Raw genomic sequence first — 23,766 nt, 5'->3', positions numbered from 1 at the left:
TCGGCTTCTGCCGGGTCACGGCCGTGGCGCGCGGGCCGTACCTGTCGGTGCGACCGTCCATGACCTGGCGGCGTTGAGTTCCGCGACCTCCATGTCGGTGACGCGGGCGTGGAAGCCGTGCAGCCGCGCCCGCTCCTCGGCGCTCAGCACCTCGTCGATGTGCCCGAAGCCGCCGGGGGCGCGCCGGGCGATCTCGTCCAGGATCTCCTCGACCGCCATCCGGCGGTGATTCTCGACCAGCCGGTTGACCTTGGCGCGGCGCTCGCTCTCGTAGGCGGCGAGGCCGGCGGTGGTGGCCAGGTGGTAGGCGAGGACGCGGGCGTCGATGACGGTCTGCGAGCCGCCGTTCGAGCCGATCGGGTACATCGGGTGCGCCGCGTCGCCCAGCAGGGTGACCCGGCCGCGCGTCCACCAGGGCAGCGGGTCGCGGTCCACCATGGGGAACTCCCACACCTGCGGCGAGCGGGCGATGAGCCCCGCCACGTCGAGCCACGGGAAGCGGCGCTCGCCGAAGTGCTCCAGGACGTCCTCGTGGCGGCCGGTGACGTTCCAGCCGGCTCGCGCCACCGGTCCCGGCGTGCCGGTCCTGAGCTCGGCGACCCAGTTGACCAGCCCGTCGCCGATCGGGTAGCAGACGAACTTCCCGACCTCGTTCGCCCCCGACACGATCATGGTCCGCCCGCCCAGGTACGGCTCCGCCTCAGCCGTCCCCCGCCACATGCGCACCCCGTTCCAGAGCGGCGCCCCCTCCCCCGGATGCAGCCGCGCCCGGACCGCCGAGTGCAGCCCGTCGCACCCGACCAGCACGTCGCCGTCGAGCACCCGGCCGTCCTCCAGGTGGAGCCGGACCCGGTCGCGGTCCTGTTCGAAGCGCTCGGCCCTGCCGGTGACCAGCGCGGAGGGGCCGAGCCTGGCGCGTACGGCGTCGAGCAGGAGCATCTGCAGATGCCCGCGGTGGATGGAGTACTGCGGCCAGCGGTACCCGGCCGCCCGCCCCCGGGGCACGTCCATGATCATGTTGCCGTGGCGGTCGACGTAGCTCATGTGGGCGGTGGCCACCGAACGCGCCTCCAGGTCGCCGGCCAGGCCCAGCTCGGACAGTTCCCTGACGGCGTGCGGCTGCAGGTTGATGCCGGCCCCGATCGGGCGCAGGTCGGCGACCTGCTCGACGAGCACGGCGTCCAGGCCGGCGGCGTGCAGGCTCAGCGCGGTGGTCAGGCCACCGATTCCGGCTCCGGCGATCAGCACGTGCATGGGTCATCCTCCCGTGTGGTGATGCCAGGCGAGCAGCCGTCGCCCGGCCGCGAGCAACGCCGTGTTCAGCGTGTATCCAACGGCGCCGAGAACGGCGACCGCCGCCCACATCTGGGGCCGTGCCGACCAGCGCCGGCCACACGACCCCGCAGGCGATCGTGGCGATCTGCATCGGCAGCGGGCTCGGGACGGAGTTGAGGGTGCCGACGGCGATCTTCGTGCCGGACAGGTCGGCGAGGGCGCGGACGGGCGAGTCCTTGGCGGCGACGATCCGGTGGGTGCCCTGGGCCCTTCCTTGCGAAAAACGCCCCGTTTGTCGGCGATATACACGGGCGCCACGTCGATGATGGGAAGCACCCCGATCACCAGGTCGGCTTTTGCGGTCCAGGCGAATGCCGGACGGTATCCGGACCGGCGCAGGCCGTCAGCGCCAAGCGGGCGGCGACGGCGGTCAGACGGGCTGTCACCGTGGATTCTCCTCTGGCTGGGCGAAATGTCTGGCGGATAACTCCGAATGATCCTCCGATAATTACCGCGAAATTCGGCCATTTCGTCCATACCTCTTGGTAGAAAGCACTCTGTTCTTGATCGGAGCGCGGGAAAGGCAAGGAATTGACGCGAAGAATCGGCAGGGTCCCCCAGCTGCCGCCGGACAGCGGTCTCAACATCGTGATTCTGACCATGGCGGCCTCCATGTCCGGCGACCGGCAGAGCGCCGAGATGCTGGCCGAGTGCGCGGAGACGCTGTTCGCCGAGGGCGACGACGCCGACGCGCTCGACTGGTTCTCGCTCATCGTGGAGGGCGGCGAGCCCGAACTCGCCCCGCACGCGGCGCTGCGCATCGGCGACGTGCTCATCGACGAGGACCTCGGCACCGCCCAGGCCGCCTGGCGCCACGCCGCCGACCACGGCGCCGGGCAGGTCGCGAAGACCGCGCGCGAGAACTTCGAGGTGCTCGCCCGCCACGACGTCGAGCCGCGCACCAGCCCCGCCACGGCCGAGGAGGTGATCGGCCGCGCGGCACTGGCCCGCGGCCGCATGTGGGTCGCGGAGGGCGACCTGCGGGCGGCGGCCCATGCGTTCGGCCAGGCCACGGAGTCGCCGATCCCCGACCTCGCCGCGGAGGGCTTCGCCTACCTGGGCTCGGCGCTGGCGCTGGCGGGCGAGCCCGACCAGGCCGTGCCGGTGCTGGAGCGCGCGATCGCCACCGGGCACCCGCGCTACGGGCCCATGGCGGCGGTCGACCTGTCGTCCATCCTCAGCGGCCGGGGTCAGCACGACCGGGCGATCGCCGTGCTCAGGCAGGCCCAGCGCGGCGAGGGCTGGGCCGCCTCCATGGCGGCGGTCAACATCGGGGTGCTGCTCGCGCGCGAAGTGGGCGACCTCGACGCCGGTCTCGCCGAGCTGCGCCGCGTCGCCGCCGGTCCCGACCCGATGGCGGCCTCCGGCGGCCTGTTCAACCTCGCCACCCTCCTGGAGGAGAACGGCGACGCCGCCGGCGCGCGGCGCGCCTACCAGGACGCCGTGGCCCTGCAGCAGCCCATGTTCAGCGGGAAGGCCGCGGTCAACCTCGGCATCCTGGAGACCAGGGAGGGCGACCTCCAGAGTGCCGAGACCGCCTGGCGGCTGGCCGTACGGGTCGGCGGGCCTGAGGACCAGGCCAAGGCGCACGACATGCTGGAACGGCTCAGCCTCCTCGACCCGGCCGACTCCCTGTCCAGGGGCGCGAACCTGCTGGCGGAGGGCGAGCCCGAGGCGGCGCTGCGCGAGTTCGAGCTGGCCATGGACAGCGGCCATCCGCTGCACGCGCCGTGGGGCGCAGCCCATGCCGGGTTCCTGTTCTCGATCGAGTCGGGCCGGCAGGGCGCCGAGGCGGGCATCGGCCGGCTGCGCGAGGCGGGGCGGGCCGAACTGGAGCCGCGGGCGTGGGTGCTGTTCGGCGTGCTGGCCGTACGGCACGGCGACCTCGACGCGGCCGAAGCCGCCTGGCGCACCGTCCCCCGTACGGCCCGCGACGCCTTCCCCGCCGCCGCCTGCCTGCTGTGGGTGCTGCACCGGGACCCGGCGCAGGCGGAGGGGGCGTTCGGCTGGGTGCTGGAGGTGGCCGGCGACCTCGCGCGCGACGTGGTGGAGGCGGCCGAGCAGATCGGGCACGTGCGCGCCCGCCACGGCGACGAGGCCGGGAGCCGGCAGGCGTACGAGACGAGCCGCAGGCTGGCGGCACTAGCGAACTGACGGGTGCCCGGTCTCGGCGGTCTCCTCGCGCAGGGCCTCCCACAGGAGGTTCAGCGGATGGTCCAGGGCGTAGCGTTCGCGTTCGCCCTTCCTGGTGAACACCGCGGAGACCATCTCGACCTTGGGCTCGACGTCGTGCACCAGGTCCACGACGCGTAGCGGCCCGCCTTCCGCGACGCGTCTGGCCAGGGTGCGGGTGACGATCATGCAGCCACTGGCCAGGCGGGAGCGCAGGAGGGCGAGGCCGTACTGGACGTCCTCGATCTCCGCGGCGATCGTGAGGCGCTCGCGGAAGGCCGGCCCGAACCAGCGCGTCAGGAAGTCGGCGATCAGCCCGCTCCCCGGCACGACCAGCGGCAGCTTCGCGAGCGCGCTGACCGGCGCCGAGGGGCCGGGCAGGTCCTCGTACGGCAGGTTCGTCAGCAGGACGGGGCTGCCGCGGCGCCATTCGAGCACGTCGTAGGCGTCGTGGGCGGCGGGCGCGCCGACCGGGGTGACGACGCTGCCGCACAGCAGGTCGACCCGGCCCTCGTCCAGGCGCGGCCAGAAGTCCTTGGTGCGCACGTGCACGAGCCGGAACTCCACGCCGCGCCGCGTGAACTCCGCCGCCACCCGCTCCCACGCCCGCGACAGGATCCACAGCGTGAACTCGGTCGTGCCGGCGGTCAGCGTCGTGCCGATGCGCCGCCGGCCGGCGTGCACGTCGCCCATCAGCTCGGCCAGCACCTCCTGCGCCCGCTCGACCAGGCTCTCGCCGGTGGGGGTGAAGGCGAAGTCCTTGCCCCTGCCACGCTTGCTGACCAGTACCTCGCCGCAGAGCTCCCGGTAGGTGCGGTTGAGGCTGTCGAGCTGCTTCTGCACGCTGGACTGCTCCCTGCCGAGCAGCCGCGCCGCCTGCAGCGCCGAGCCCGTCCGCCGGACCACGGCCAGCGTCCTGAGCTGGTCGAGGCTGGTGTCGAGCAGCGCGGGCGGGCAGCTCAGCAGCAGGGCCAGCGGCTCGTCGGGCGGCACCAGCTCAGGTAAGGGCGCGGACATGCCACGAACCTACTGCCTCAGCCGCCGCGCCCCAGCCCCGCCTCGCGCGCCTGGACGATCGCCTGCGCCCGGTCGGCCACCTGGAGCTTGGCGAAGACGTTGGAGACGTTGTTGCGCACGGTCTTCGGCGACAGGTGGAGGCGCTCGGCGATCTCGCCGTTCGAGCGGCCGGCCGCGATCAGCTCCAGCACCTCGCGCTCGCGCGCGGTCAGGTGCGGGAACGGCGGCGCCCCCGGCACCTCGCCCCGCGCCAGCCGGGCGAAGAACCCGCTCACCCGGGCCGCCAGCGCCTGCCCGAAGATCACCTCGCCGCCCGCGACCGCCGTGACGGCCCGCAGGATCTCGCCCTGGTCGGCGCCCTTGAGCAGGTAGCCGCGGGCGCCGGCGACCATCGCCGCCAGCACGGTGTCGTCGTCCTCGTGCATGCTCAGCACCAGCACGCCCGCCTCCGGCACCTCGGCCACGATCCGCTCGGTGGCGCGGATGCCGTCCATGCCGGGCATCTGCAGGTCGAGCACGACCACGTCCGGCCGCAGCCGCACGGCCAGCTCAACCGCCCCCAGCCCGTCGGCCGCGGTGCCGACCACCTCGGCCCGCCCGGTCGAGTCGAGCATCATGCGCAGTCCGTCGCGGTAGACGGGATGGTCGTCGGCCAGGACGACCCTCGGCACGCTCATCCGGCCCAGCCCGACGGCAGGACCGCGTGGACCCGCGTGCCACCGCCCGCGCCGGGCGTGACCGCGCACCGGCCGCCCAGCTCGCGCGCCCGCTCCCGCATGGCGATCAGCCCCACGCCCGGCGCGACCTCGGGACCCACGCCCCGGCCGTCGTCGACCACCTCGACCTCCAGCTCGCCCTCCGCCGTGCTCAGGCGGATCTCGCACGTACGGGCCGCCGCGTGCCTGGCGACGTTCACCAGAGCCTCGCACACGATGCGGTAGGCGGCGACCTCCGTCGCGGCGGGCAGTTCGCCCAGGTCCGCGGCCACCCGTACGCGCACGTCCAGGCCGCCGCCGCGGAAGCGCTCGGCCTCCCGCTTCAGCGCCTCGGCCAGGCCCCAGCGGTCCAGGGCGGGCGGCAGCAGGTTGTGCACGAGCCGCCTGACGTCCTCGATGACCGTGCCCAGATCGCCCCGCACCTGGCCGAGCACCTCCCCCGCCGCCCGCGGATCGCGATCCAGCAGGTTGCGCGCCGCCTCCACCTTCAGCGCCGCGGCGGCCATGGCCGGGCCGAGGCCGTCGTGCAGATCCCGGCGCAGCCTGCGGCGTTCCTCCGCCATGCCGGTGACCAGCCGCCCGCGGCTGAGCCGCAGCTCCTCGGTGAGCGCCGCCGCCCGCACCGCCGCCGCCGTCTGGCGTACCACGTCGGCCAGCAGTCGCTGGTCCGCCTCGGCCAGCCGCCCGCGCGGCACCAGCGCCAGGCGGCCGATCCGCTCGCCGCGGTAGGTGATCGGCAGCACGAGCGCGTCGGCGCGCGGCTCGCCGTGCTCGGCCGCGAGCGTGCCGCCGTCCTGCCCGTCGAGCTCCACCCTGACGTACGGCGAGCCGAACGCCCGCGACACCGCCCGCGCGGCCTCCGGCAGCGGCCCGCCCGGCCCGCTCGCCTCCTCCAGCCGCTCGGCCAGCGCCGACACCACCTCGTACGGCTCCGCCCTGCCGGTGAGTATCCGGTTCACCCAGCGGCGTGCCCGATCGCGGACCGGGGCGTAGGCGACGGCGACCACCGTGGCGGCCAGCACGGCGGCCACCGGCTCGTCGATCAGGGCGCCCAGGCCCACGAAGACGGGGACGTCGACGGCCACCACCGCCACGGCCAGCCCGCCGTACAGGATGGTCCAGCCGAGCAGCGGGTCGATGTCGTAGAGCCGGTAGCGGCCGACGGCCACCAGCACGGCGCCGGCGACGGCCAGCAGCGACGCGACGAACGCCAGGTCCTGCGGGATGCCGTCGACCGCGAGGGGCAGCACGATCAGCACGCCGTTCAGCACCGCGGCCAGCGCCATCCAGCGCAGCTGAGCCCGCAGCACACCCTGCGAACCGCGGAAGCGGCGCACGAACGCCACCACGGGCACCGCCGTGCTCAGCGCCAGCAGCACGGGTACGGCCGGCAGCACCGACAGCCACACCCGGTCCGGCGGGAACGGAAGCGGAAGGTCGACCCCTGGCCACGGGCCGCCCGGCCGCGCGGTGTCCGCGACCAGGCGCCAGGGGACCGTGACGAAGACCGCCACCGCGAGCCCCGCCGAGGCCAGCGTCACCCAGGCCGCGGGCCGCCAGCGCCGGGTGGGCAGGCGGCCGTCGGGGAAGTACAGCAGGACGAGCGGGGTGACCAGGTTCAGCAGCGGGCCCAGGCGGGCGCCGGTGAACAGGGCGGCGGAGGTCAGCGGGAGCCGCCCGCCGTACACGTGGAAGGACAGGACGGCGTACGCGGCGCCGAGCCCGTTCAGGCCGGCCACGAGGGCGCTGCCGAGCAGGAGCCAGGTCATCGGATGCCGGGGCAGGCGGCTGGACAGCACCAGTCCGGCGCCGGCCAGGGCCAGGGCCGGGATCGTGGACGACCAGATCGACCAGTCGAGGGGTTCGGGGCGCGGGGCCGTACCGGAGAGAAGGTCCAGCCAGGTGGCGGCGAGGACGCCGGCGGCGGAGAGCACGGCCACGGCGGTGGCGGCGGCTCTGGGCAGGGGGTACCAGAACACCGTGCCAGCGTGGCACAGCCGGACACCCGTGACAGGTGACCGGTATCCCTCTCGAACCGGGACATCTGCCCCTGGTGGCCCGGGACGGCGGCGGGAGAGCGTGGGTGCCTCATCGACCTTCAGGAGGCACCAATGATCACCCACAGCACTTCGGCCGGGGTGGAGGGCGGCCGGCTCGCGGGGGCGCTGCTCTCCACCGGCGCGGCCGCGTGGGCCGCCGGCACGGTCGTGGTGGGCGAGAAGATCCAGGAGGGCGTCCAGACGCTCGACACCGTCACGGGGATGATGTTCGTGGCGGGCGTCTGGGCGTTCGTGTGGCGGGTCTGGACGGCGCGGGCCACCGGCGAGCGCCTCGGCCGGGTCGTCCCCTTCGGCCTGCTCGTGCTGCTGCCCGCCGCGTTCCTGCTCAACGTCCTGTCCTTCGGCTACGCCACCCACGACGCGTTCCCGCTCTGGTTGCAGGTCCTGGACGCCGCGTGGCCGCTGAGCATGCTCGGGATGCTGGCGCTGGGGATCACGATCGCCGCCGCCGGGCGGGTCGAAGGGCCGCTGCGGTGGCTGCCCCTGGCGGCCGGGCTGTGGTTCCCGGTGACGATGGCGGCCCAGATCCTCGGCGGCCCGGCGGTGTCCACGTACGTCAGCGCCGCCTGGCTGATCGGCACCTACGGCGTCATCGGCCTGCTGATGGCCAGGCGCTGAGCGGACGGCGCGCGGGTTTGCCAGGGGCCGGACCCACGGGGACCATAGGGAGTCATGCGCGCACCCGACCCGAACGCCGAGCAGGTGAGGGCGGCCGTCGAGGCGTTCCGCATGCTCAGCGACGGCACGCGGCTACGGCTCATGTGGCTGCTGTCATCGGGCGAGTACGACGTCGGGTCGCTGGCCGAGGCCGTCGACGTGCCCCGGCCGTCGGTCTCGCAGCACCTGGCGAAGCTGCGCCTGGCGGGACTGGTGGAGACCCGCAGGGACGGCCGCCGGGTCCTCTACCGGGCACGCGACTCCCACGTGCGCGCGCTGATCCACGAAGCCCTGTTCCACGCCGGCCACGAGGTCTCCGGCATCCCCCGGCACGACTGAACACGGCTACGAGCCGGTGTCCACCACCGTCGGAACGTCCTCGAACACCAGGGCGCGCAGGGCGTCGGCCGCCGCGCGGTCCAGCACCGTCGCGCTCGCCGCCGGCCCCGGCGAACCGGCGCGAACCTGGGCGAGCAGCCGCCGCCAGCGGCGGCTGTGCCGGTCGAACGTCGCGGCCGGCACCACCCGGCCGCGCGCGTGCTGCCCCTCCAGCGCCGTGCGCGGGTCCACGTCCAGAAGGATCAGATGGAACGGCCGGCCGCGCCGCCTGGCCAGCCACGCGAACCCATGCAGGACGTGCGGCCAGGCGCCCCGGTTGTGCGCGACCACGGAATGCCCAGCGGCCAGTTCGCGCCCGATCCGCGACACGTGCCCGACGTAGACCACGAACGTCCGCACCGGCTTGGGCGCCCACGACAGCCTGCGCCCCCACCGGTTACGCGACTGGCGCGAGTCGATCACCCGGACCGGGCCGACGGCCACGGGCTCGTGCTCGTCGCCGGTCAGGCCGTACAGGCGGGTCAGCAGGGTGCTCTTGCCCGCCCCCGGCAGCCCGGTGAAAATCACGAGCGAGCCGGGCGGGTAACGGAGAGCCTCGCCGGATTCCACGTGGCCTCCCGTTATGGCATGAACGTCGGCGCACACTCTACCCGGCCCCCGTGGGGAAGACGTCGAAGTGGACGATGACCCGGGCGGTGCCCGGATGGTCGGGCCCGCGCTCGTCCGACACCACGCGATAGGGCTCGATCACCTCCATGACGGCGTCGCGCATGGCGATGCTCTCCTCGGTCGTCAGCCTCAGGGAACGGCGCGACAGGCCGCTGGCCTCGACCCATTCCCTGGGGGTGCCGGCTTCCTCGGCGAGCCAGCGCTCCAGTTCGGCGCCGCGCTGCCGTACGAGGTCCTGGAGGAGGACGCGGATGACGCCGAGCGCCTCGCTGTCGGCGGCGTCCTCCGGCGTGCCGTAGCCGAAGCCGCCGGGGGTCACCCGCCAGTACTTCTCCTTGCCCTTGCCCATCCCCTCCGCCACCTCGATCATCCCGTGCCTGGCCAGTTCGCGCAGGTGGTAGCTGGTGGAGCCGGTGTTCTCTCCGACGCGGCCGGACAGCTGGGTGGCGGTGGAGGGGCCGAGTTCCTCCAGGAGTTCGAACAGTCGCAGTCGCAGGGGGTGCGCGAACGACTTCATGGCGTTCACGTCGAGAGTTCTCTTCGAAAACCGCTTGCCGGCCATCTGCGTGCAAACCTATCTTTGCAAAGAAATACATGCACAGTTTTCTTTACACACTAGCGGAGCCGTGATGCGTTCGTTCGGTTTTCTGTGGTCGTCGTCGGCGCTGTCGAACCTAGCCGACGGCGTCCTCAAGGTGGGAACCCCTTTGCTGGCCGTCACCTTGACCCGCTCCCCGGCGGAGGTCGCGCTCGCCGGCGTCGCCACCACACTGCCCTGGCTCCTGCTCGCCCTGCCGGCCGGCGCCGTGGCCGACCGCCAGGACCGGCGCCGCATCATGGTCCTGGCCAACGCCTTCCGCGCCACCCTGCTGGTGGCCGTCGCCGCCTTCGCCTGGTCCGGCACGCTGTCGCTCTGGATCCTGCTGGCCGCCGTCCTCCTGTCCGGAACAGCCGAGGTCTTCGCCGACACCTCCGCCCAGTCCGTCCTGCCGATGACCGTCCCCTCCGACCGCCTGGCCTGGGCGAACGGCCGCATCGTCGGCGCCCAGACGGTCGGCAACGACTTCATCGGCTCGCCGCTGGCGGGCGTCCTGGTCGCACTCCTCCCACCCGCCATCCTCGGCGCCCCCGGCATCCTGTACGGCTTCGCCGGCCTCCTGCTCCTGGGCATGCGAGGCACCTACCGCCCCGCCCCCGCCGAAGCCCACCTGGCCACCCGTCCCAGCGCGCCCGCACACGCCGCCCCGGACCAGGCCGCCACTGGCCCCGGCACGCCCAGACGCGCCACCCCCGATCCGGCCGTCTCCGGATCGCCCGCGCACCTCGCGCCCGATCCGGAGGGCATCGCCGCCTCGGGTTCCGGAGGCTCGGAGGCGTCCGGGTCGGGGGGCGCGTCCGGGGTGGACGGTGAGGCGGGGCCGTACAGGCGGAGTCTGGTGGGTGACATCGGCGAGGGCCTGCGGTACCTGTGGGCGCACCGGTTCCTGAGGTTGCTGGCGATCTGCAGCGGGATGCTGAACCTCGGCAACGCCGCCTTCTTCGCCGTGTTCGTACTGTGGGTCGTCGGCCCGGGATCGCGCATGGAGCTCTCACCCGCCGCGTACGGCCTCATGATGACCGCCTTCGCCGTCGGCGCGGTGGGCGGTTCGTTCGTGAGCGACCGCGTGATCCGGTGGGGCGGCGAGGGACGGATGCTGGTGGGTTCCTGGCTGCTCAGCAGCCTGCTCCTGGCGGCCCCCATCCTGGCGCCCCACCCGGCCGCGCTGTTCCCCGTGGCGGTCCTGTGGGGCGCCACCAACACCTGGTCCAACGTGATCGTCATCTCGACCCGCCAGCGGATCATCCCCGAGGGTCTGCTCGGCCGCGTCAACTCCGCCTACCGGCTGATAGGCATGGGCGGCATGCCGATCGGCGCCGGGGTGGCCGGCCTGATGGGCGAGACGTGGGGCCTTCTATCGGTCTTCATCGCCTCGGCCGTGATCTGCCTGGCCGCCGTAGCCCTGATCGCCCGCGCGATCCCCGCCTTCACCCCCGCAACCCCCCAGCCCTAACCCCCTCGCCCCTGTGGCAGAAGGCACGCGTCAGGCGAATGGGCGGGTGCCCCCACGGGTGGTGCGGGGGTGTGGCCGACACGACGGCAGGGGCGAGCGGTGAGCGCCATGAGAGGCGTACGGACACGGTGGCGCGCGGTGGGGTGCGGGCGAGTGACAGATGTGAGGGAACGGCGTTGAGCGCGGGCGGGTGACGGGCGGAGGGACGGCGTTAAGGGCGTGTGGGTAGGGGTTTGGGGGGTGGGGTGCCGAGTTGCGAGGCTCTGGGGGCTGGGGCGCGCGAGGGGTGGGGATCTAATTTCCGGGGCGTTGAGCTGGACCTTGACTATTCCCGACATAACCAGATCACGTTAGGTACCCTATGGCTTGCGCTGAGATGACATGATTGCCCCGGAGCAACGAGGGGATGGCATGCGGGAGATCGGCGGACGGTACCTCCTCAGCGAGGAGGCCGGTCGTGGGGGTATGGGAGTCGTCTGGCGGGCCTTCGATCAGCTCCTCCATCGAGAGGTTGCCCTCAAGGAGCTGACGCTGGCCGGTGAGGCCGAGGTGGTGCGCAGGCGAGTGCTGCGGGAAGCCCGCATGGCCGCCGGACTGACGCACCCCAACATCGTCACGGTCCACGACCTGATCGAGAAGAGCGGCAAGCTCTGGATCGTCATGGAGTACCTTGACGGCCTCTCCCTGCACCAGCTTCTCTCCCAGGTGGGCACGCTGCCCGCCCAGAGTGTCGCCGCGATCGGGCAGCACCTGCTCGCCGCCCTGCGTACCGCGCACCAGGCGGGCGTCCTGCATCGCGACATCAAGCCGGCGAACGTGATGCTCACCGGCGACCGCGTGGTGCTCACGGACTTCGGCATCGCGACCGCCGAGGGCGACATCCGCACGACGACGTCCCGCCGTCTGCGCGGCACCCCGGCGTTCATGGCTCCCGAGCGCCTGTACGGCGGCGCCGCCACCAAAGAGGCCGACATGTGGTCCTTCGGCGCGACCCTGTACAGCGCCCTGGAGGGCCAGCCGCCCTACCCGGGCCAGGACGCCGCGACCGTCCTCGCCATGGCCCGCACCGGCAGCTTCCCGACCCCCCGCCGCGCCGGAATCCTCCGCCCGCTGCTGGAGGGCCTGCTGCACCACGACCCGGCCCGCCGTTTCACGAACGAGCACACGGCCGGTCTGCTGGCGGGCGTGCGGGCGAGCAGCTTCCAGGCCGCCATCTGACGACCCGGGTTCAGCAGGTCATCAGGTGCATGGCGGCCAGCGCCTGCCAGGGCCGCCACCGCTCGGGGTCGACGCCGCCGGGGAACAACCTGGCCACGGCGGCGTGCAGTGAGGGGTCGGACGCGGGCCACGCCTCGGGATCACCGGTCCGGAAGGCCAGGTCGGAACCAGTCTGAGCGGTGAGATCGGCCGGCCTGGCGAACCCTAGCGCCTCCAGCTCGGCCTCCGTGAACGCCGCGGCATCGGGGAAGACGTGGGTGAGCCCGCCGGGCAACCCGGGCACGGCCGTACCGAGGCCGCGCACCAAGGTCGCGAGCCCGTCAGCCGCCACGCGCGCCACGACGATCTCCAGCGGATTCCACGCACCGGGAACCGTCAGCCCCGGACGGGACGCCACCAGAGGCCCCAGAACGGGATCCGCCCCCAGCGCGGCGGCCCCGGGCGCCGGATCGGTGTCGAGGCCCAGCAGCCGGCCGACCTGGTCCACGACGTGGATGAGCCCCTCCCAGTAGGGCAGGTGGGCGGTCAGCACCAGGTGGCCGGGATCGCGCCCGGCCCGCACTTCGAGCACGCCGGGCGCCCCGTCCAGGCTCACGGTCCGCCGGTACGCCCCGTCGCGCACCTCCTCCACCCCCGGGATCGCGCGAGCCCCCAGATAGGACCGGACGGCCGGCCAGTCGTACCCCGGCAGAACGGGCAGTCGCAGCGCGAGCCCGCCGTCCGCCACCAGCCGATCGGCGCGGTGCCGGCGGTCGCGCAGTTCGCCGGGCGCGGCGTGGAAGATCTCCCGCATGGTCCTGTTGAACTGCCGCAGGCTTCCGAACCCCGACGCGAAGGCGATGTCCAGCACGGTCAGATCGGTGTCGTCCAGGAGCCGGCGGGCGAAGTGGGCCCGCCGCGACCGCGCCAGCTGGTCCGGGCTGGCACCCAGATGCTTCAGGAACAACCGGCGCAGATGCCGCGGCGACACGCCCACCCGCTCGGCCAGCGCCGCCTCGGTCCCGCCGTCCAGGACACCGGAGATGATCAGCTGCCAGGCGGCGCACACCAGCCGGGGCACGTCCGCCGACACCGGCCCCGCCACCCGGTACGGCCGGCACCGCAGGCACGCCCGGAACCCGTCCGCCTCCGCCGCCCCCGCATGCCCATATAGCCGGATGTTCTCCGCCAACGGCCGCGACCCACACCCAGGACGACAGTAGATACCCGTCGTCACCACCGCCGAATACACCGTCATATCCCATGTCTACGCCACCCCACACCCCAAGGCCGGACATATCCGGACGCGCGGAAGACCGCCACGTAGAGTCGGAGCATGCAGGATCTTGAGCGGTTCGCGACCCTGACCACCGCGCACCTGGCCGACGGATGCATCCGCGCCGGCGTCCAGGTCCGCTGCGCGCCCTCGGCGGTGCGCGCCGTGGTCCCCGGCTCCCGCGTGTTCGGGCGCGTCCTGCCCGCCCGGCACGTCGGAAGCGTCGACGTGTTCCTGGAGGCGTACGAGTCGGCCGAACCGGGCGACATCCTCGTGGTCGACAACGACGGCCGCACCGACGAGGCCTGCGTCGGCGACCTGGCCGTGCTGGAGGCGCGGGCGGCCGGCGTGGCCGGGGTCGTCATCTGGGGCCTGCACCGGGACACCGCGGACATCAGGGCGATCGGGCTGCCGGTGTTCAGCATGGGCGCGCTGCCGACCGGCCCGCTGCGGCTGGACACGCGGCCCGCCGACGCGCTCGGCAGCGCCCGCGTGGGCGAATGGACGGTGGGGCGCGGCGACCTCGTGGCCGGCGACGAGGACGGCGTGCTGTTCGTGCCCGCCGAGCGGGCCGCGGAGGTGCTCGGCCTGGCGGAGGGGATCAGAGACGCCGAGCGCGGCCAGGCCGAGCGCATCCGCGGCGGCCGCTCCCTGCGCGAGCAGCTGCGGTTCGGCGACTATCTGGCGGAACGGCGGGCCGCCCCCGGCCTCACCTTCCGCGAGTACCTGCGCTCGGTGGGCGGCGCCATCGAGGAGTGATCCTCACCCGCCGGGCAGCCGCAGCAGACCGCTGTCATAGGCGAAGATCGCCGCCTGGACCCGGTTCTCCAGCCCGAGCCTCGTCAGGATGCGGTTGACGCGGCTCTTCACCCCGGCCTCGGACAGGCCGAGTTCGGCGGCGATCTGGGCGTTGGACAGTCCCTTGGCCACCAGGACCAGCACGTCCAGCTCGCGCCGGGTGAGCGGGCCGGGAGCCCGAGGGCGTTCCGGCGGGTCGAGGAGGGCGGAGGGCACCGCCGCGAACGCGCCGATCAGCCGCCTGGTCACACTCGGGGCCAGCATGGAGTCACCGGCCGCCACCACCCTGATCGCCTCGGCGAGCTGCTCGGGCGAGGAGTTCTTCAGCATGAAGCCGCCGGCCCCGGCGCGCAGGGCGGCGTGCACGTACTCGTCGAGGTCGAACGTGGTCAGGACCAGCACGCGCGGGCGCGGCCGATCGCGGTGCGGCCAGCCGGACAGGATGCGGGCGGTGGCCTCGACGCCGGTCAGGCCGGGCATCCGCACGTCCATGACGATGACGTCGGGGCACAGGTCGGCGGCCATGGCCACGGCCTGCCCGCCGTCGGCCGCCTCGCCGACGACGTCGAGGTCGGCCCGCCGTACCAGCATGGCCTTGAGCGCGGCACGGACCAGTGCCTGGTCGTCGGCGATCAGCACGCGGATCATCCCGAGGCCGCCCATCGCAGCCGGGCCTCGACGCGCCAGCCGCCGTTGTGCGGGCCGGCGCGCAGGTCGCCGTCGAACAGGGCGGCGCGCTCGCGCATGCCGATGAGGCCGAGGCCGGAGCCGGGCAGCGGGCTGTGGCCGGGCGCGGGCGGGCCGTTGGCGACCACGACGGACAGGCCGCCCGAGACCTGGCGCACCTCGACGCGGACGGTCACGGGGCCGGCGTGCTTCAGGACGTTCGTGAGGGCCTCCTGGACGATGCGATAGGCCGAGACCTGCGCGGCCTGCGGCACCGCGGCCGCGTCCCGGCCGGTGAACGTGAGCTCGACCCGGCAGCCGGCCGACTCCGCGGCGGCGGCCAGCCGGTCGAGATGGTCGAGGGAGGCGTTCGGGCCGGTGTCGCCGGGGCCGCCGTCGGCGAGCAGGCCGAGCAGGCGGCGCATCTCCTCCAGCGCCGTGTCGGCGGCCGAGCCGATCGCGCGCACGCCGGTATCGCCGGGAAGCGCCTCGGCGCTGGCGCGCGCCTGCATGGCGATCGCGCTGACGTGGTGGGCGACCAGGTCGTGCAGGTCACGGGCGACGCGGGCACGCTCGGCCGTGACCGCGCGGCGGGCGCTGAGCTCCTGTTCCGCGCGCAGCCGGTCGGTCAGCTCGCGCAGGCGACGGGCATCCTCCCGTACGCGCCGCTGCGCGCTGCCCAGCAGCCACAATCCCCACGCCAGGCCCGCCACGAGCACCCACTCCAGCGGCCCGAGCGACAGCCCAGGCGGCGCGGGCCGCCCCAGCGCCGGCCGCAGCACCTCGGGCCCCAGCACCGCGGCCGTCACCACCACGACCATCGCCGCGCTGCCCGGCGGCCGGGCGTACCGGGCCACCGCGTACCCGGCGAAGGCCACGAACACCCCGTCGTTGTAGCCGACGACCGGATCGGCCACCTCGTACACCACGTAGGCCAGGCCGACCACGACCATCACCGGCCACGGCTGGGTACGCCGCCACACCAGCGGCAGCCCCTGGGCCAGGATCAGCGACAGCAGCATCGCGGCGGTCGCCGGATCGCCCGGCAGGCCCTCGCTCAGCCGCAGCAGCACGCCGAGCAGCGTCACCGCGCAGGCGAGCAGCGTGTCGGCGGCGCGCGGGTGCGCGGCGAAGAGCTGGCGTAGGGTCGTCATCGGTCTGGCCAGCGTAGACGAGCCCCGGGCGGCGACCGGACCGGAGGCGACCAAAGATGCGCGGGCACCGGGAAGATCCCCCTCCGGGGGGAGATAGGGTGTGCGCCGTGATCGCCCGTCAGAGCCAGCTCGTCCTCGACTGCGCCGACCCGGCCCGCCTGGCCGCGTTCTGGGCCGCCGTCCTCGGCGGGGAGCCCGTGCACCGCGACGCCGGCTGGTCGTCGGTCCGTCCGCCGGACGGGCTGCGCCTGGCCTTCCAGCGGGTGCCCGAGGGCAAGACGGCCAAGAACCGCCTCCACCTGGACCTGGCCGTCGCCTCCCCCGCCGACGCCGCGCGGGCGGTGCTCGCGCTGGGCGGGCGCGCCGTCGGAGAACTCCAGGTGGACGCGGTGGGCGCCTTCCAGACGATGGCCGATCCGGAGGGCAACGAGTTCTGCCTCGTCAGCCCGTGATCAGTCCTTCTTGGCGCGCAGCTCGGCCTCCTCGGCGTCCATGGCCGCCGCCTCCTCGGGCGTCGGCGCGGTGCCGCCGAGGTGCGCGGGCTGCCACCAGACGCCCTGCGGGATCTCCGGGTACGTGCGCTGCGCCCGGTCGACCAGCTCCGTCAGGCGGGTCTGCAGGGTGGCGGTGTGCTCGTTGACGTTCTCGCCGCGCTTGGGGTGCATCGGCTCACCCACCAGGATGCTGATGGGCACGTGCCGCTGGGTCAGCTGCTTGGAGCGGCCCTTGGTCCACAGCCGCTGGCTGCCCCAGAGGGCGACCGGGATCAGGGGCACGTTGGTGGCCTGGGCCATCCGGATGGCGCCGTTCTTGATCTCCTTGACGGTGAACGAACGGCTGATCGTGGCCTCGGCGAAGACGCCGACCACCTCGCCCGCCTTCAGCATGCGCAACGCGGTGGCGTAGCTGCCCGCCCCGGCGCCCCGGTCGACCGGAATGTGCTTCATGCCGCGCATCAACGGCCCGGAGATCTTGTGGTCGAAGACGTCCTGCTTGGCCATGAACCGCACCAGCCGCTTGGACGGCAGCGCCCCGAACCCGGCGAAGATGAAGTCGAGATAGCTGATGTGGTTGCTGACCAGCACCGCGCCGCCCGTCCTCGGCACGTGCTCGGTCCCCTCCATGTGGAAGCGGTAGTCCATCACCTTGAAGAGGGTCCGCGCCAGCGCGATCACCGGCGGGTACACGATCTCAGCCATGCCCGAACCGTAGCCTAGGTTGGACGGTGGTCGGGAGGGTGACCATTCCCCGGACGTTGCCGTGGCTGGTACGCCGGATTCCGGACGGGTCCACGTCGTAGTCCGGCTCCACGGCCCTGACGAGTTCTTCCAGCGTGACGCGGGCTTCGAGCCTGGCCAGGGCGGCGCCCAGGCAGTGGTGGCGGCCGGCGCCGAAGCTGATCGCGCGGGAGGTGTCGCGGGTGAGGTCGTAGGCGCCGGCCTCGGGGAAGGCGCTCTCGTCGCGGTTGGCGGAGCCGATGAGGAGCCAGATCTTGGCGCCGGGCGGGAGACGCTCGCCGTACAGCTCGATCTCTGTTGTGAGGCGGCGGGCGATGCCGTGCGCGGGGGTGTCGTAGCGCAGCGTCTCGGCGGCCCATTCCCCGATCGCGCCCGCGAACGCGGCGGCGCGCTGGGCGGGGTGGCGCCAGGCGTGGTACCAGGCGGCGTTGAGCAGGTGGGTGGTGGTCTCCGCGCCCGCGCCGATCAGGAGCATGAGGAAGGCGACGATCTCCCCGTCGTCCAGCCCGTCGTCGGCGACGAGGACGGAGACGAGGTCGTCGCGCGGCGACGCGCGGCGCTCGGCGACGATGGAGGCGTAGTAGTCGCCGAGTCCGATGATGCTCTTGAGCCCGTCTTCGCCCATCTCGCCGTTCGGGTCGTAGCGGAGCAGGGCGTCGGAGCGGCCGCGGATCTCGGCCCGGTCGGCGCGCGGCACGCCGATGAGCTCGGAGATGACGTCGAGCGGGAGGCGGGCCGACAGCTCCGTGGCGAAGTCGAAGCTCCCCTTGTCCGCCGCGGCGGCCACGTACGCGCGGGCCATCCGCCTGACCATGGGTTCGAGGGCGGCGACGCGGCGCTGGGTGAAGCCGCGCGCGACGATCGCCCGCATCCGGGTGTGGTCGGGCGGGTCCATGGCGACGAACGACAGGTAGGAACGCGCCTTCGGCCCCCACGCGCCGGGATCGATCATGGGCCCGTGGTCGCTGGAGTACAGGTCGCTGTCGGGCAGCGCGGCGGCGACGTCGGCGTGCCGGGACAGCGCCCAGAAACCGAGCGCCTCGTTGCGGTAGAGCGGTGCTTCGCGGCGCATCCTGGCGTAGACGGGGAACGGATCCTCGATGACCGCGGGATCGTAAGGACTGTAGACAAGCTCCACCCGGACCACGCTATTCCGCTTGCTCTCCGGTGAGAACGGGCATTGGTTAGTGACCATGAAGAAGCTCATCAATTCGCCCGGCGACGTGGTCGGCGACGCGCTGAAGGGCATGGCGGCGGCGCATCCGTCGCTGCGGGTGGCCGACCAGGTCGTCTACCGCGCGGCGGGGCCGCGCGCGGGCAAGGTCGGGCTGGTCTCCGGCGGCGGCTCGGGTCACGAGCCCCTGCACGCCGGCTTCGTCGGGTACGGCATGCTCGACGCGGCCTGTCCGGGGGAGGTCTTCACCTCACCGGTGCCGGACCAGATCATCGCCGCCACGCGGGCCGTCGACGGCGGCGCGGGCGTGCTCCACATCGTCAAGAACTACACCGGCGACACGCTCAACTTCGAGCTGGCCGCCGACATGACCGAGGGCGTCGAGGTGGCCGGCGTGCTGGTCGACGACGACGTGGCGGTCCAGGACTCGCTGTACACCGCCGGCCGGCGCGGCACCGGCGCCACGTTGTTCGTGGAGAAGATGGCCGGGGCGCTGGCCGAGCAGGGCGCGCCGCTGGCGCAGGTGGCCAGGGTGGCGGCCGAGGTGGACGGGCGCAGCCGCTCGTTCGGCATCGCGCTGACCTCGTGCACGACGCCGGCGGCCGGCAAGCCGACGTTCGACCTGCCCGACGACCAGGTGGAGCTGGGCATCGGCATCCACGGCGAGCCGGGCCGCCGCCGGGCGCCGCACGCCCCCGCGCGGGAGCTGGCCGAGGTCGCGATGGACGCCGTCCACGGCGACCTGCCCCTCTACGGCGACCTGCTCGTCATGGTCAACGGCATGGGCGGGACGCCGCTGATCGAGCTGTACGTGGTCTTCGCCGAGGTGGAGGCGTACGTACGGGCGAAGGGCGCGCGGGTGGCGCGCTCGCTGGTCGGCAACTACGTGACGAGCCTGGACATGCAGGGCTTCTCGGTCACCGTGTGCCGGCTGGACGACGAGCTGACCCGGCTGTGGGACGCGCCGGTCGAGACGCCGGGACTGCGATGGGGCCGCTGATGGACGCCGCGTTCTGCGCCGCGTGGCTGGAGGCCGCCGCGCTGGCGGTCGCGGCGGAGCGCGAACGGCTGACCGACCTGGACGCCGCGATCGGCGACGCCGACCACGGAGCCAACCTCGACCGCGGCTTCTCCGAGGTACGGCAGGCCCTGGCGGCGGGCGAACCCGGCCGGCCGCTGGCCGTGGCGGGGGTGACGCTGATCAGGAAGGTCGGCGGAGCCTCGGGGCCGCTCTACGGCTCCCTGCTGCGGGCCATGGGCAAGGCGCTCGGCGAGTCGTTCACCCTGGACGAGTTCGCGGTGGCCTTCCAGGCGGGGGTGGACGAGGTGGCGCGGCTCGGCAAGGCCGTGGAAGGGGACAAGACGATGCTGGACGCGCTCGGGCCCGCGGCCAGAGCGCTGGCGGGAGCCGTACGCGATGGGGCGGAGCCTCGCGCGGGTTTCGAGCAGGCGGCGCAGGCGGCGCGTGCGGGCGCGCTGGCGACGGTGCCGCTGGTGGCGCGCAAGGGGCGGGCGAGCTATCTGGGCGAGCGCAGCGCGGGACATGAGGACCCGGGCGCGGCCTCGTCCGCGCTGATCGTGGGCGCGCTGGTCACGGCGGACGGGGAGGCGTGATGGTGGGGATCGTGCTGGTCTCGCACAGCGCCGGGCTGGCGGCCGAGACGGTGGCGCTGGCGCGGGGGATCGCGGGCGAGCGGGTGCCGATGGCCGCGGCGGGCGGGACGGACGGCGGCGGGCTCGGTACCAGCTTCGACCTGATCGAGGCCGCCGTCGGCGCGGTCGAGCAGGGCGACGGGGTGGTGCTCATCCCGGATCTGGGCAGTTCGGTGCTGACCGCCCGGCTGCTGGTGGATCCGGGGCGGGTGGTGCTGGCCGACGTGCCGTTCGTGGAGGGCGCGGTGGCCGCGGCCGTCACCTCGGGCGCGGGGGCGCCGCTGGCCCAGGTGGTGGCCGCGGCCGAGGAGGCGCGCACGTTCCGCAAGGGCTAGTGGCCTTTGAACGCCTCCTCCAGCCACCAGGACGGCCGCTCCCTGGTGATCTTCGCGTGGACGAGGATCGCGCGGTCCCTGGGGCCGTCCAGCCAGTCGGAGACGGCTCGCAGGTCGGCGGGCTCGGTGACGGTGACGGCGGCCAGGCCGAGTGCCCGAGCCATGGCCGCGAGGTCGGTGGGCGGGAAGGTCACGGTGCCGTGCGGCTGGCCCGTGAAGTGGTGGACCTCCGCGCCGTACGCCTCGTCGTCGTAGACCACGATCACCATGGGCAGGCCGAGGCGGGCGACGGTTTCGAGCTCGGAGACGCCCATGAGCGCGCCGCCGTCCCCGAGGGCGGCGACGGGAAGCCGGTCGGGCAGGGCCAGCGCGGCGCCGACCGCCGTGGCCAGGCCGAGCCCGATCGACTGGAACGCCTGGGTGAAGCAGAAGCCCCGCTCATCCGGGACATCCATCCACATGGACGGATATCCCATGAAATTTCCGGAATCAGGGGCGATGACGCGCTCGGCCGGGAGGATGTCGTCCAGGGCGGCGGTGAGGGTCCGCGGATCGATGCGCCCTCCCCCCGTCTCGTCCTCGTACGGCACCGCCCGCCACCGCCCCTCGGCCGCGATCCGCCCGGCCAGCTCGGCCGAGCGATACCCGGCGGGCAGACCTTCCGGCGGCGCCAGGAGTTCCCGCACGGCGGTGGCCACCTGGGCGACCTCGCCGGTCACCGGCAGGTCCACCGGGACGTGGCGGGCGGCGACCGGATGTTCGAGGTCGACCTGGGCGACGCGGGTGCCCGGGGAGATCAGGGAGCCGTGCCGGGTGGTCCACATGTTGAGCGCGCAACCCCAGGCGACCACGAGGTCGGCGCCGCCGATGAGCTCGGCGGTCAGCGGGGTGCTGAAGCCGCCGCTGACGTCCAGGTCCCACGGGCTGCCGCGGAACAGGCCCTTGGCCACGGCGGAGGTGGCGAGCAGCGCGCCGGTGAGGTCGGCCAGATCCTCCAGTTCCAGCCGCGCGTGCCGCGCACCCCGCCCGGCCACGAACACCGGCCGCCGGGCCTCCCCCAGCAACCGCGCCAGTTCCCCCACCCCAGGACCGGCCCCGCGAGCCCCACGACCGCCGAGCGCGTCGGCCCCGGCAACACCGGGCGAACCCGCGCCCAACTCCGCCACACCGGCCTCCGCCTCGGGCGAGAGCATGTCCGGCTGGTGTGAGGACCTATCCGGCACGGGCGGCGTGCCTGTGCCCTGCGGAGGCGTGTGCGGACCGGGCGGAAGGGTGGCCGTGTGTGCCTGGGTGACCAGAGGCTCCAGGGCGGGCCAGTCCGGGGCCGGGCTGGACTGGACCTCCAGGGGGAGGCTCAGGACGACCGTGCGCCGGTCCTCGCGAGCCACCCGCAACGCCTCCAGCGCGTCCTGCGCGCGGGTCAGCCGCATCGGCACCGCCCCCACCGCCCTGGCCAGCGCCGCCTGGTCGAGGTGGAAGTTGGAGTGCGGCTCGGTGACGTCGGCGGCCAGGACGAGCAGGGGCGTGCGGCTCTTGGCCGCCTCGGCGATGCCGGTCATCGCGTTCGTGAGGCCGGGACCCTGGTGGACCGACAGCACGGCGACCCGGCCGCTCATGCGGGTGTAGGCGTCGGCCATGGTTGCGGCGCCGCCCTCGTGCCGGGCGGCGACGAAGCGGGCGCCGTGCCGTACCAGGGCATTGGTGAGGTGGAAGTTGCCGCTGCCGACCACCCCGAACGCGGTGTCCACCCCCGCGGCGGCCAGCAGCCGCCCGACGGCCTCCGCGACGATCACCGCGCGGCCTCGGGGGCGCCGTGCTCGACCAGCGCCAGAACGCGCACGGGGCTGCCGGAGCCGCCCACGATCGGCAGCGGCGGGGCCAGGACGACGGCGCCGGTGACGGGCAGGCGGTCGAGGTTGCGGAGCTGGGTGAGGCCGTACTTGCCGGCGCCGAGCAGGAAGGAGTGGCAGGGGAACGGGGGGTCGAAGGAGTGGGCGGCGCCGGCGTCGGTGCCGACGGTCTCGACGCCGACGCCGAGGATGGGCGTCTGCTCGGCCAGCCAGCGGGCGCACTCGACGGAGATGCCGGGGCTGTGCGGTCCGGTCTCGTCGGCGTTGAGGAAGGCGGCCTGGTCGTGGGAGCGGGCGTCCCAGCCGGTGCGGTACAGCAGCCAGCCGCCCTCGGGCAGCGCGCCGTTGGCCCGCTCCCACTCCTGGACGTGCTCGACCCGCAGCAGGAAGTCGGGGTCCTTCTCCGCCTCGGCGGCCACGTCGAGTACGACGGCGGGCGCGAGCAGGTGGCCGGTCGGCACCTGGGCGACGTCGTGCCCGTCGCGCCCGCTCACCCAGTGGACGGGGGCGTCGAAGTGGGTTCCGGTGTGCTCTCCGGTGTGGATGTCGTTCCAGTACCAGGCGGGGCCGCGGTCGTCGTAGCGGCTGATCTCCTCCAGCCGGAAGGGGATGGTGTTCCCGAACGGCTCGGGCAGCTGCAGGATCGGGGTCTCGGACGACAGCGGCGCGGTCAGGTCGACGACCTCGATCGCGCCGCTGCGGACGGACTCCACCAGGCTGCGCAGTACGGACATGGCATCCTCCTCGGGACGTTTGGTTGTAGATTCCCCCGCCGGGGGTTCAGGATGCTCGGACCCAGTCGGCGCAGCCGCCGGTCTGGAACGCCTTGTCGGCCGGCTGGATGGTGACGGTGGCGGGGCCGGTGACCATGTCGGCGGCGATCACGTCGCCGATCCCACTGACGCCCTTGAGGCGGGCCCAGTAGCAGGTGCCCTGGCCGGGCGCGGGGCCGGTGGTGCGGTAGGTGCCGGGCTGGATCTCCTGCGGTACGGCCAGCGTCTTGGTCCCGCCCGCGAGCCCGGACGTCAGCCCGGAAGGCAGGGACGAGGGCAGCCCGGACGGCAGGGACGAGGGCAGCCCGGACGGCTGAGCGGAAAGCTGGGAAGAGGGCTGAGAAGAGGGCTGTGCGGAGGGCGGGGCGCTCTCGTCCGGTAACGGCTCGTCCATCGTGACCGTCACCGTCGGCCCCGGCGAGGTGATCGGCTCCCCCTCGCCCAGCCCGGCGAAGTACCCGATCAGGAACCCCAGCGCGGCCGTCAGTCCCGCCACGAGCAAAATGACCGACGGACTGCTCGTCGCGCGGGGTGGTTCGGGAGGCCCGTACGTCACCGGACAAGACTCCCACGCCTCACCTACCCCATAACAACCCCCCTTATTGCGACAAGTTCGCAGGTGCAGATTATGCTCGC

The 23,766-nt window shown here is 73.6% G+C and carries 24 protein-coding genes; 10 read left to right on the top strand and 14 right to left on the bottom strand.

Going from position 1 to position 23,766, the window contains the following annotated elements; all coding sequences use genetic code 11:
- Positions 1–15: 15 nt before the first annotated feature.
- Positions 16–1,254 (bottom strand): flavin-dependent oxidoreductase, encoded by a 1,239-nt coding sequence (locus ACIBI5_RS13975; protein ID WP_397246604.1) that lies wholly within the window; start codon positions 1,252–1,254, stop codon positions 16–18.
- 612 nt (positions 1,255–1,866) lie between these two features.
- On the opposite strand from ACIBI5_RS13975, the gene ACIBI5_RS13970 reads away from it, so the two are divergent.
- Positions 1,867–3,489: a tetratricopeptide repeat protein gene (locus ACIBI5_RS13970; protein ID WP_397246602.1), complete on the top strand. Its 1,623-nt coding sequence runs from the start codon at positions 1,867–1,869 to the stop codon at positions 3,487–3,489.
- Here the strand turns inward: ACIBI5_RS13970 and ACIBI5_RS13965 are convergent.
- From ACIBI5_RS13965 to ACIBI5_RS13955, 3 genes are read right to left on the bottom strand one after another with little or no spacing between them, the layout of a single operon-like run.
- Positions 3,478–4,524 (bottom strand): LysR family transcriptional regulator, encoded by a 1,047-nt coding sequence (locus tag ACIBI5_RS13965; RefSeq protein ID WP_397246600.1) that lies wholly within the window; start codon positions 4,522–4,524, stop codon positions 3,478–3,480. The two genes, ACIBI5_RS13970 and ACIBI5_RS13965, sit on opposite strands and share 12 nt — an antisense overlap.
- Positions 4,525–4,541: 17 nt before the next feature.
- Positions 4,542–5,201, bottom strand: a complete 660-nt coding sequence (locus tag ACIBI5_RS13960; protein ID WP_397246598.1) for a response regulator — start codon at positions 5,199–5,201, stop codon at positions 4,542–4,544.
- Positions 5,198–7,219, bottom strand: coding sequence for a sensor histidine kinase (locus tag ACIBI5_RS13955; RefSeq protein WP_397246596.1), 2,022 nt, complete (start codon positions 7,217–7,219; stop codon positions 5,198–5,200). Before ACIBI5_RS13955 ends, ACIBI5_RS13960 begins: the two co-directional genes overlap by 4 nt.
- Positions 7,220–7,351: 132 nt before the next feature.
- Here ACIBI5_RS13955 and ACIBI5_RS13950 point away from each other — a divergent pair, with 132 nt between their 5' ends.
- Both ACIBI5_RS13950 and ACIBI5_RS13945 read left to right on the top strand, forming a co-directional pair.
- Entirely contained in the window at positions 7,352–7,918 is a 567-nt protein-coding gene (locus ACIBI5_RS13950) for a hypothetical protein (protein WP_397246594.1), read from the top strand.
- Between the two features lie 54 nt (positions 7,919–7,972).
- Entirely contained in the window at positions 7,973–8,296 is a 324-nt protein-coding gene (locus tag ACIBI5_RS13945; protein WP_397246593.1) for an ArsR/SmtB family transcription factor, read from the top strand.
- A 6-nt stretch (positions 8,297–8,302) separates the two neighbouring features.
- Here ACIBI5_RS13945 and ACIBI5_RS13940 read toward each other — a convergent pair whose 3' ends face one another.
- Together ACIBI5_RS13940 and ACIBI5_RS13935 are read right to left on the bottom strand one after the other, a co-directional pair.
- The gene (locus tag ACIBI5_RS13940) at positions 8,303–8,905 is read right to left on the bottom strand and encodes an AAA family ATPase (RefSeq protein ID WP_397246592.1); all 603 of its coding nucleotides are present in this window, start codon (positions 8,903–8,905) and stop codon (positions 8,303–8,305) included.
- Between the two features lie 37 nt (positions 8,906–8,942).
- The gene (locus tag ACIBI5_RS13935) at positions 8,943–9,482 is read right to left on the bottom strand and encodes a winged helix-turn-helix domain-containing protein (protein WP_397246799.1); all 540 of its coding nucleotides are present in this window, start codon (positions 9,480–9,482) and stop codon (positions 8,943–8,945) included.
- 112 nt (positions 9,483–9,594) lie between these two features.
- On the opposite strand from ACIBI5_RS13935, the gene ACIBI5_RS13930 reads away from it, so the two are divergent.
- Positions 9,595–11,016: an MFS transporter gene (locus tag ACIBI5_RS13930; RefSeq protein ID WP_397246590.1), complete on the top strand. Its 1,422-nt coding sequence runs from the start codon at positions 9,595–9,597 to the stop codon at positions 11,014–11,016.
- A 411-nt stretch (positions 11,017–11,427) separates the two neighbouring features.
- Entirely contained in the window at positions 11,428–12,234 is an 807-nt protein-coding gene (locus ACIBI5_RS13925) for a serine/threonine-protein kinase (RefSeq protein ID WP_379612862.1), read from the top strand.
- Positions 12,235–12,244: 10 nt separating this feature from the next.
- Here the strand turns inward: ACIBI5_RS13925 and ACIBI5_RS13920 are convergent, their stop codons facing one another.
- Entirely contained in the window at positions 12,245–13,471 is a 1,227-nt protein-coding gene (locus tag ACIBI5_RS13920; RefSeq protein WP_397246588.1) for a bifunctional transcriptional activator/DNA repair enzyme AdaA, read from the bottom strand.
- Positions 13,472–13,549: 78 nt separating this feature from the next.
- Between ACIBI5_RS13920 and ACIBI5_RS13915 the strand changes: the two genes are divergently transcribed.
- Positions 13,550–14,248 carry an RraA family protein gene (locus ACIBI5_RS13915; RefSeq protein ID WP_397246586.1) on the top strand — a complete coding sequence of 233 codons (699 nt, stop codon included), beginning with the start codon at positions 13,550–13,552 and terminating at the stop codon, positions 14,246–14,248.
- Positions 14,249–14,251: 3 nt separating this feature from the next.
- On the opposite strand, the gene ACIBI5_RS13910 is transcribed toward ACIBI5_RS13915, so the two are convergent.
- Entirely contained in the window at positions 14,252–14,935 is a 684-nt protein-coding gene (locus ACIBI5_RS13910; RefSeq protein WP_397246584.1) for a response regulator, read from the bottom strand.
- Complete coding sequence (locus ACIBI5_RS13905) at positions 14,932–16,107, bottom strand: sensor histidine kinase (protein ID WP_397246582.1); 1,176 nt, start codon at positions 16,105–16,107, stop codon at positions 14,932–14,934. Before ACIBI5_RS13905 ends, ACIBI5_RS13910 begins: the two co-directional genes overlap by 4 nt.
- Before the next feature lie 107 nt (positions 16,108–16,214).
- Between ACIBI5_RS13905 and ACIBI5_RS13900 the strand changes: the two genes are divergently transcribed.
- Positions 16,215–16,559 (top strand): VOC family protein, encoded by a 345-nt coding sequence (locus tag ACIBI5_RS13900; protein ID WP_397246580.1) that lies wholly within the window; start codon positions 16,215–16,217, stop codon positions 16,557–16,559.
- Here the strand turns inward: ACIBI5_RS13900 and ACIBI5_RS13895 are convergent, their stop codons facing one another.
- The gene (locus tag ACIBI5_RS13895; protein WP_397246578.1) at positions 16,560–17,306 is read right to left on the bottom strand and encodes a lysophospholipid acyltransferase family protein; all 747 of its coding nucleotides are present in this window, start codon (positions 17,304–17,306) and stop codon (positions 16,560–16,562) included.
- Positions 17,299–18,483 (bottom strand): cytochrome P450, encoded by a 1,185-nt coding sequence (locus ACIBI5_RS13890; RefSeq protein ID WP_397246576.1) that lies wholly within the window; start codon positions 18,481–18,483, stop codon positions 17,299–17,301. Before ACIBI5_RS13890 ends, ACIBI5_RS13895 begins: the two co-directional genes overlap by 8 nt.
- 55 nt (positions 18,484–18,538) lie before the next feature.
- Between ACIBI5_RS13890 and dhaK the strand changes: the two genes are divergently transcribed.
- From dhaK to ACIBI5_RS13875, 3 genes are read left to right on the top strand one after another with little or no spacing between them, the layout of a single operon-like run.
- The gene (gene dhaK / locus ACIBI5_RS13885) at positions 18,539–19,519 is read left to right on the top strand and encodes a dihydroxyacetone kinase subunit DhaK (RefSeq protein ID WP_397246574.1); all 981 of its coding nucleotides are present in this window, start codon (positions 18,539–18,541) and stop codon (positions 19,517–19,519) included.
- Positions 19,519–20,133: a dihydroxyacetone kinase subunit DhaL gene (gene dhaL / locus ACIBI5_RS13880; protein WP_397246572.1), complete on the top strand. Its 615-nt coding sequence runs from the start codon at positions 19,519–19,521 to the stop codon at positions 20,131–20,133. Before dhaK ends, dhaL begins: the two co-directional genes overlap by 1 nt.
- A complete protein-coding gene (locus ACIBI5_RS13875) occupies positions 20,133–20,507 on the top strand; it encodes a PTS-dependent dihydroxyacetone kinase phosphotransferase subunit DhaM (RefSeq protein ID WP_397246570.1) in 375 nt (124 codons plus the stop codon). Before dhaL ends, ACIBI5_RS13875 begins: the two co-directional genes overlap by 1 nt.
- On the opposite strand, the gene ACIBI5_RS13870 is transcribed toward ACIBI5_RS13875, so the two are convergent.
- Genes ACIBI5_RS13870 through ACIBI5_RS13860 form a run of 3 tightly spaced genes read right to left on the bottom strand, consistent with a single transcriptional unit; the run spans position 20,504 to position 23,626 of the window.
- The gene (locus tag ACIBI5_RS13870) at positions 20,504–22,300 is read right to left on the bottom strand and encodes a thiamine pyrophosphate-binding protein (RefSeq protein WP_397246568.1); all 1,797 of its coding nucleotides are present in this window, start codon (positions 22,298–22,300) and stop codon (positions 20,504–20,506) included. The two genes, ACIBI5_RS13875 and ACIBI5_RS13870, sit on opposite strands and share 4 nt — an antisense overlap.
- Positions 22,297–23,091: a cyclase family protein gene (locus ACIBI5_RS13865; RefSeq protein ID WP_397246566.1), complete on the bottom strand. Its 795-nt coding sequence runs from the start codon at positions 23,089–23,091 to the stop codon at positions 22,297–22,299. Before ACIBI5_RS13865 ends, ACIBI5_RS13870 begins: the two co-directional genes overlap by 4 nt.
- A 46-nt stretch (positions 23,092–23,137) precedes the next feature.
- Positions 23,138–23,626, bottom strand: coding sequence for a hypothetical protein (locus tag ACIBI5_RS13860; protein WP_397246564.1), 489 nt, complete (start codon positions 23,624–23,626; stop codon positions 23,138–23,140).
- Between the last annotated feature and the right edge of the window lie 140 nt (positions 23,627–23,766).

It is taken from the genome of Nonomuraea sp. NPDC050540 (assembly GCF_044457485.1).
GTDB lineage: Bacteria > Actinomycetota > Actinomycetes > Streptosporangiales > Streptosporangiaceae > Nonomuraea.
Note: the sequence above shows the minus strand (reverse complement) of the source record. Positions and strands in the feature narration are given on the sequence as shown.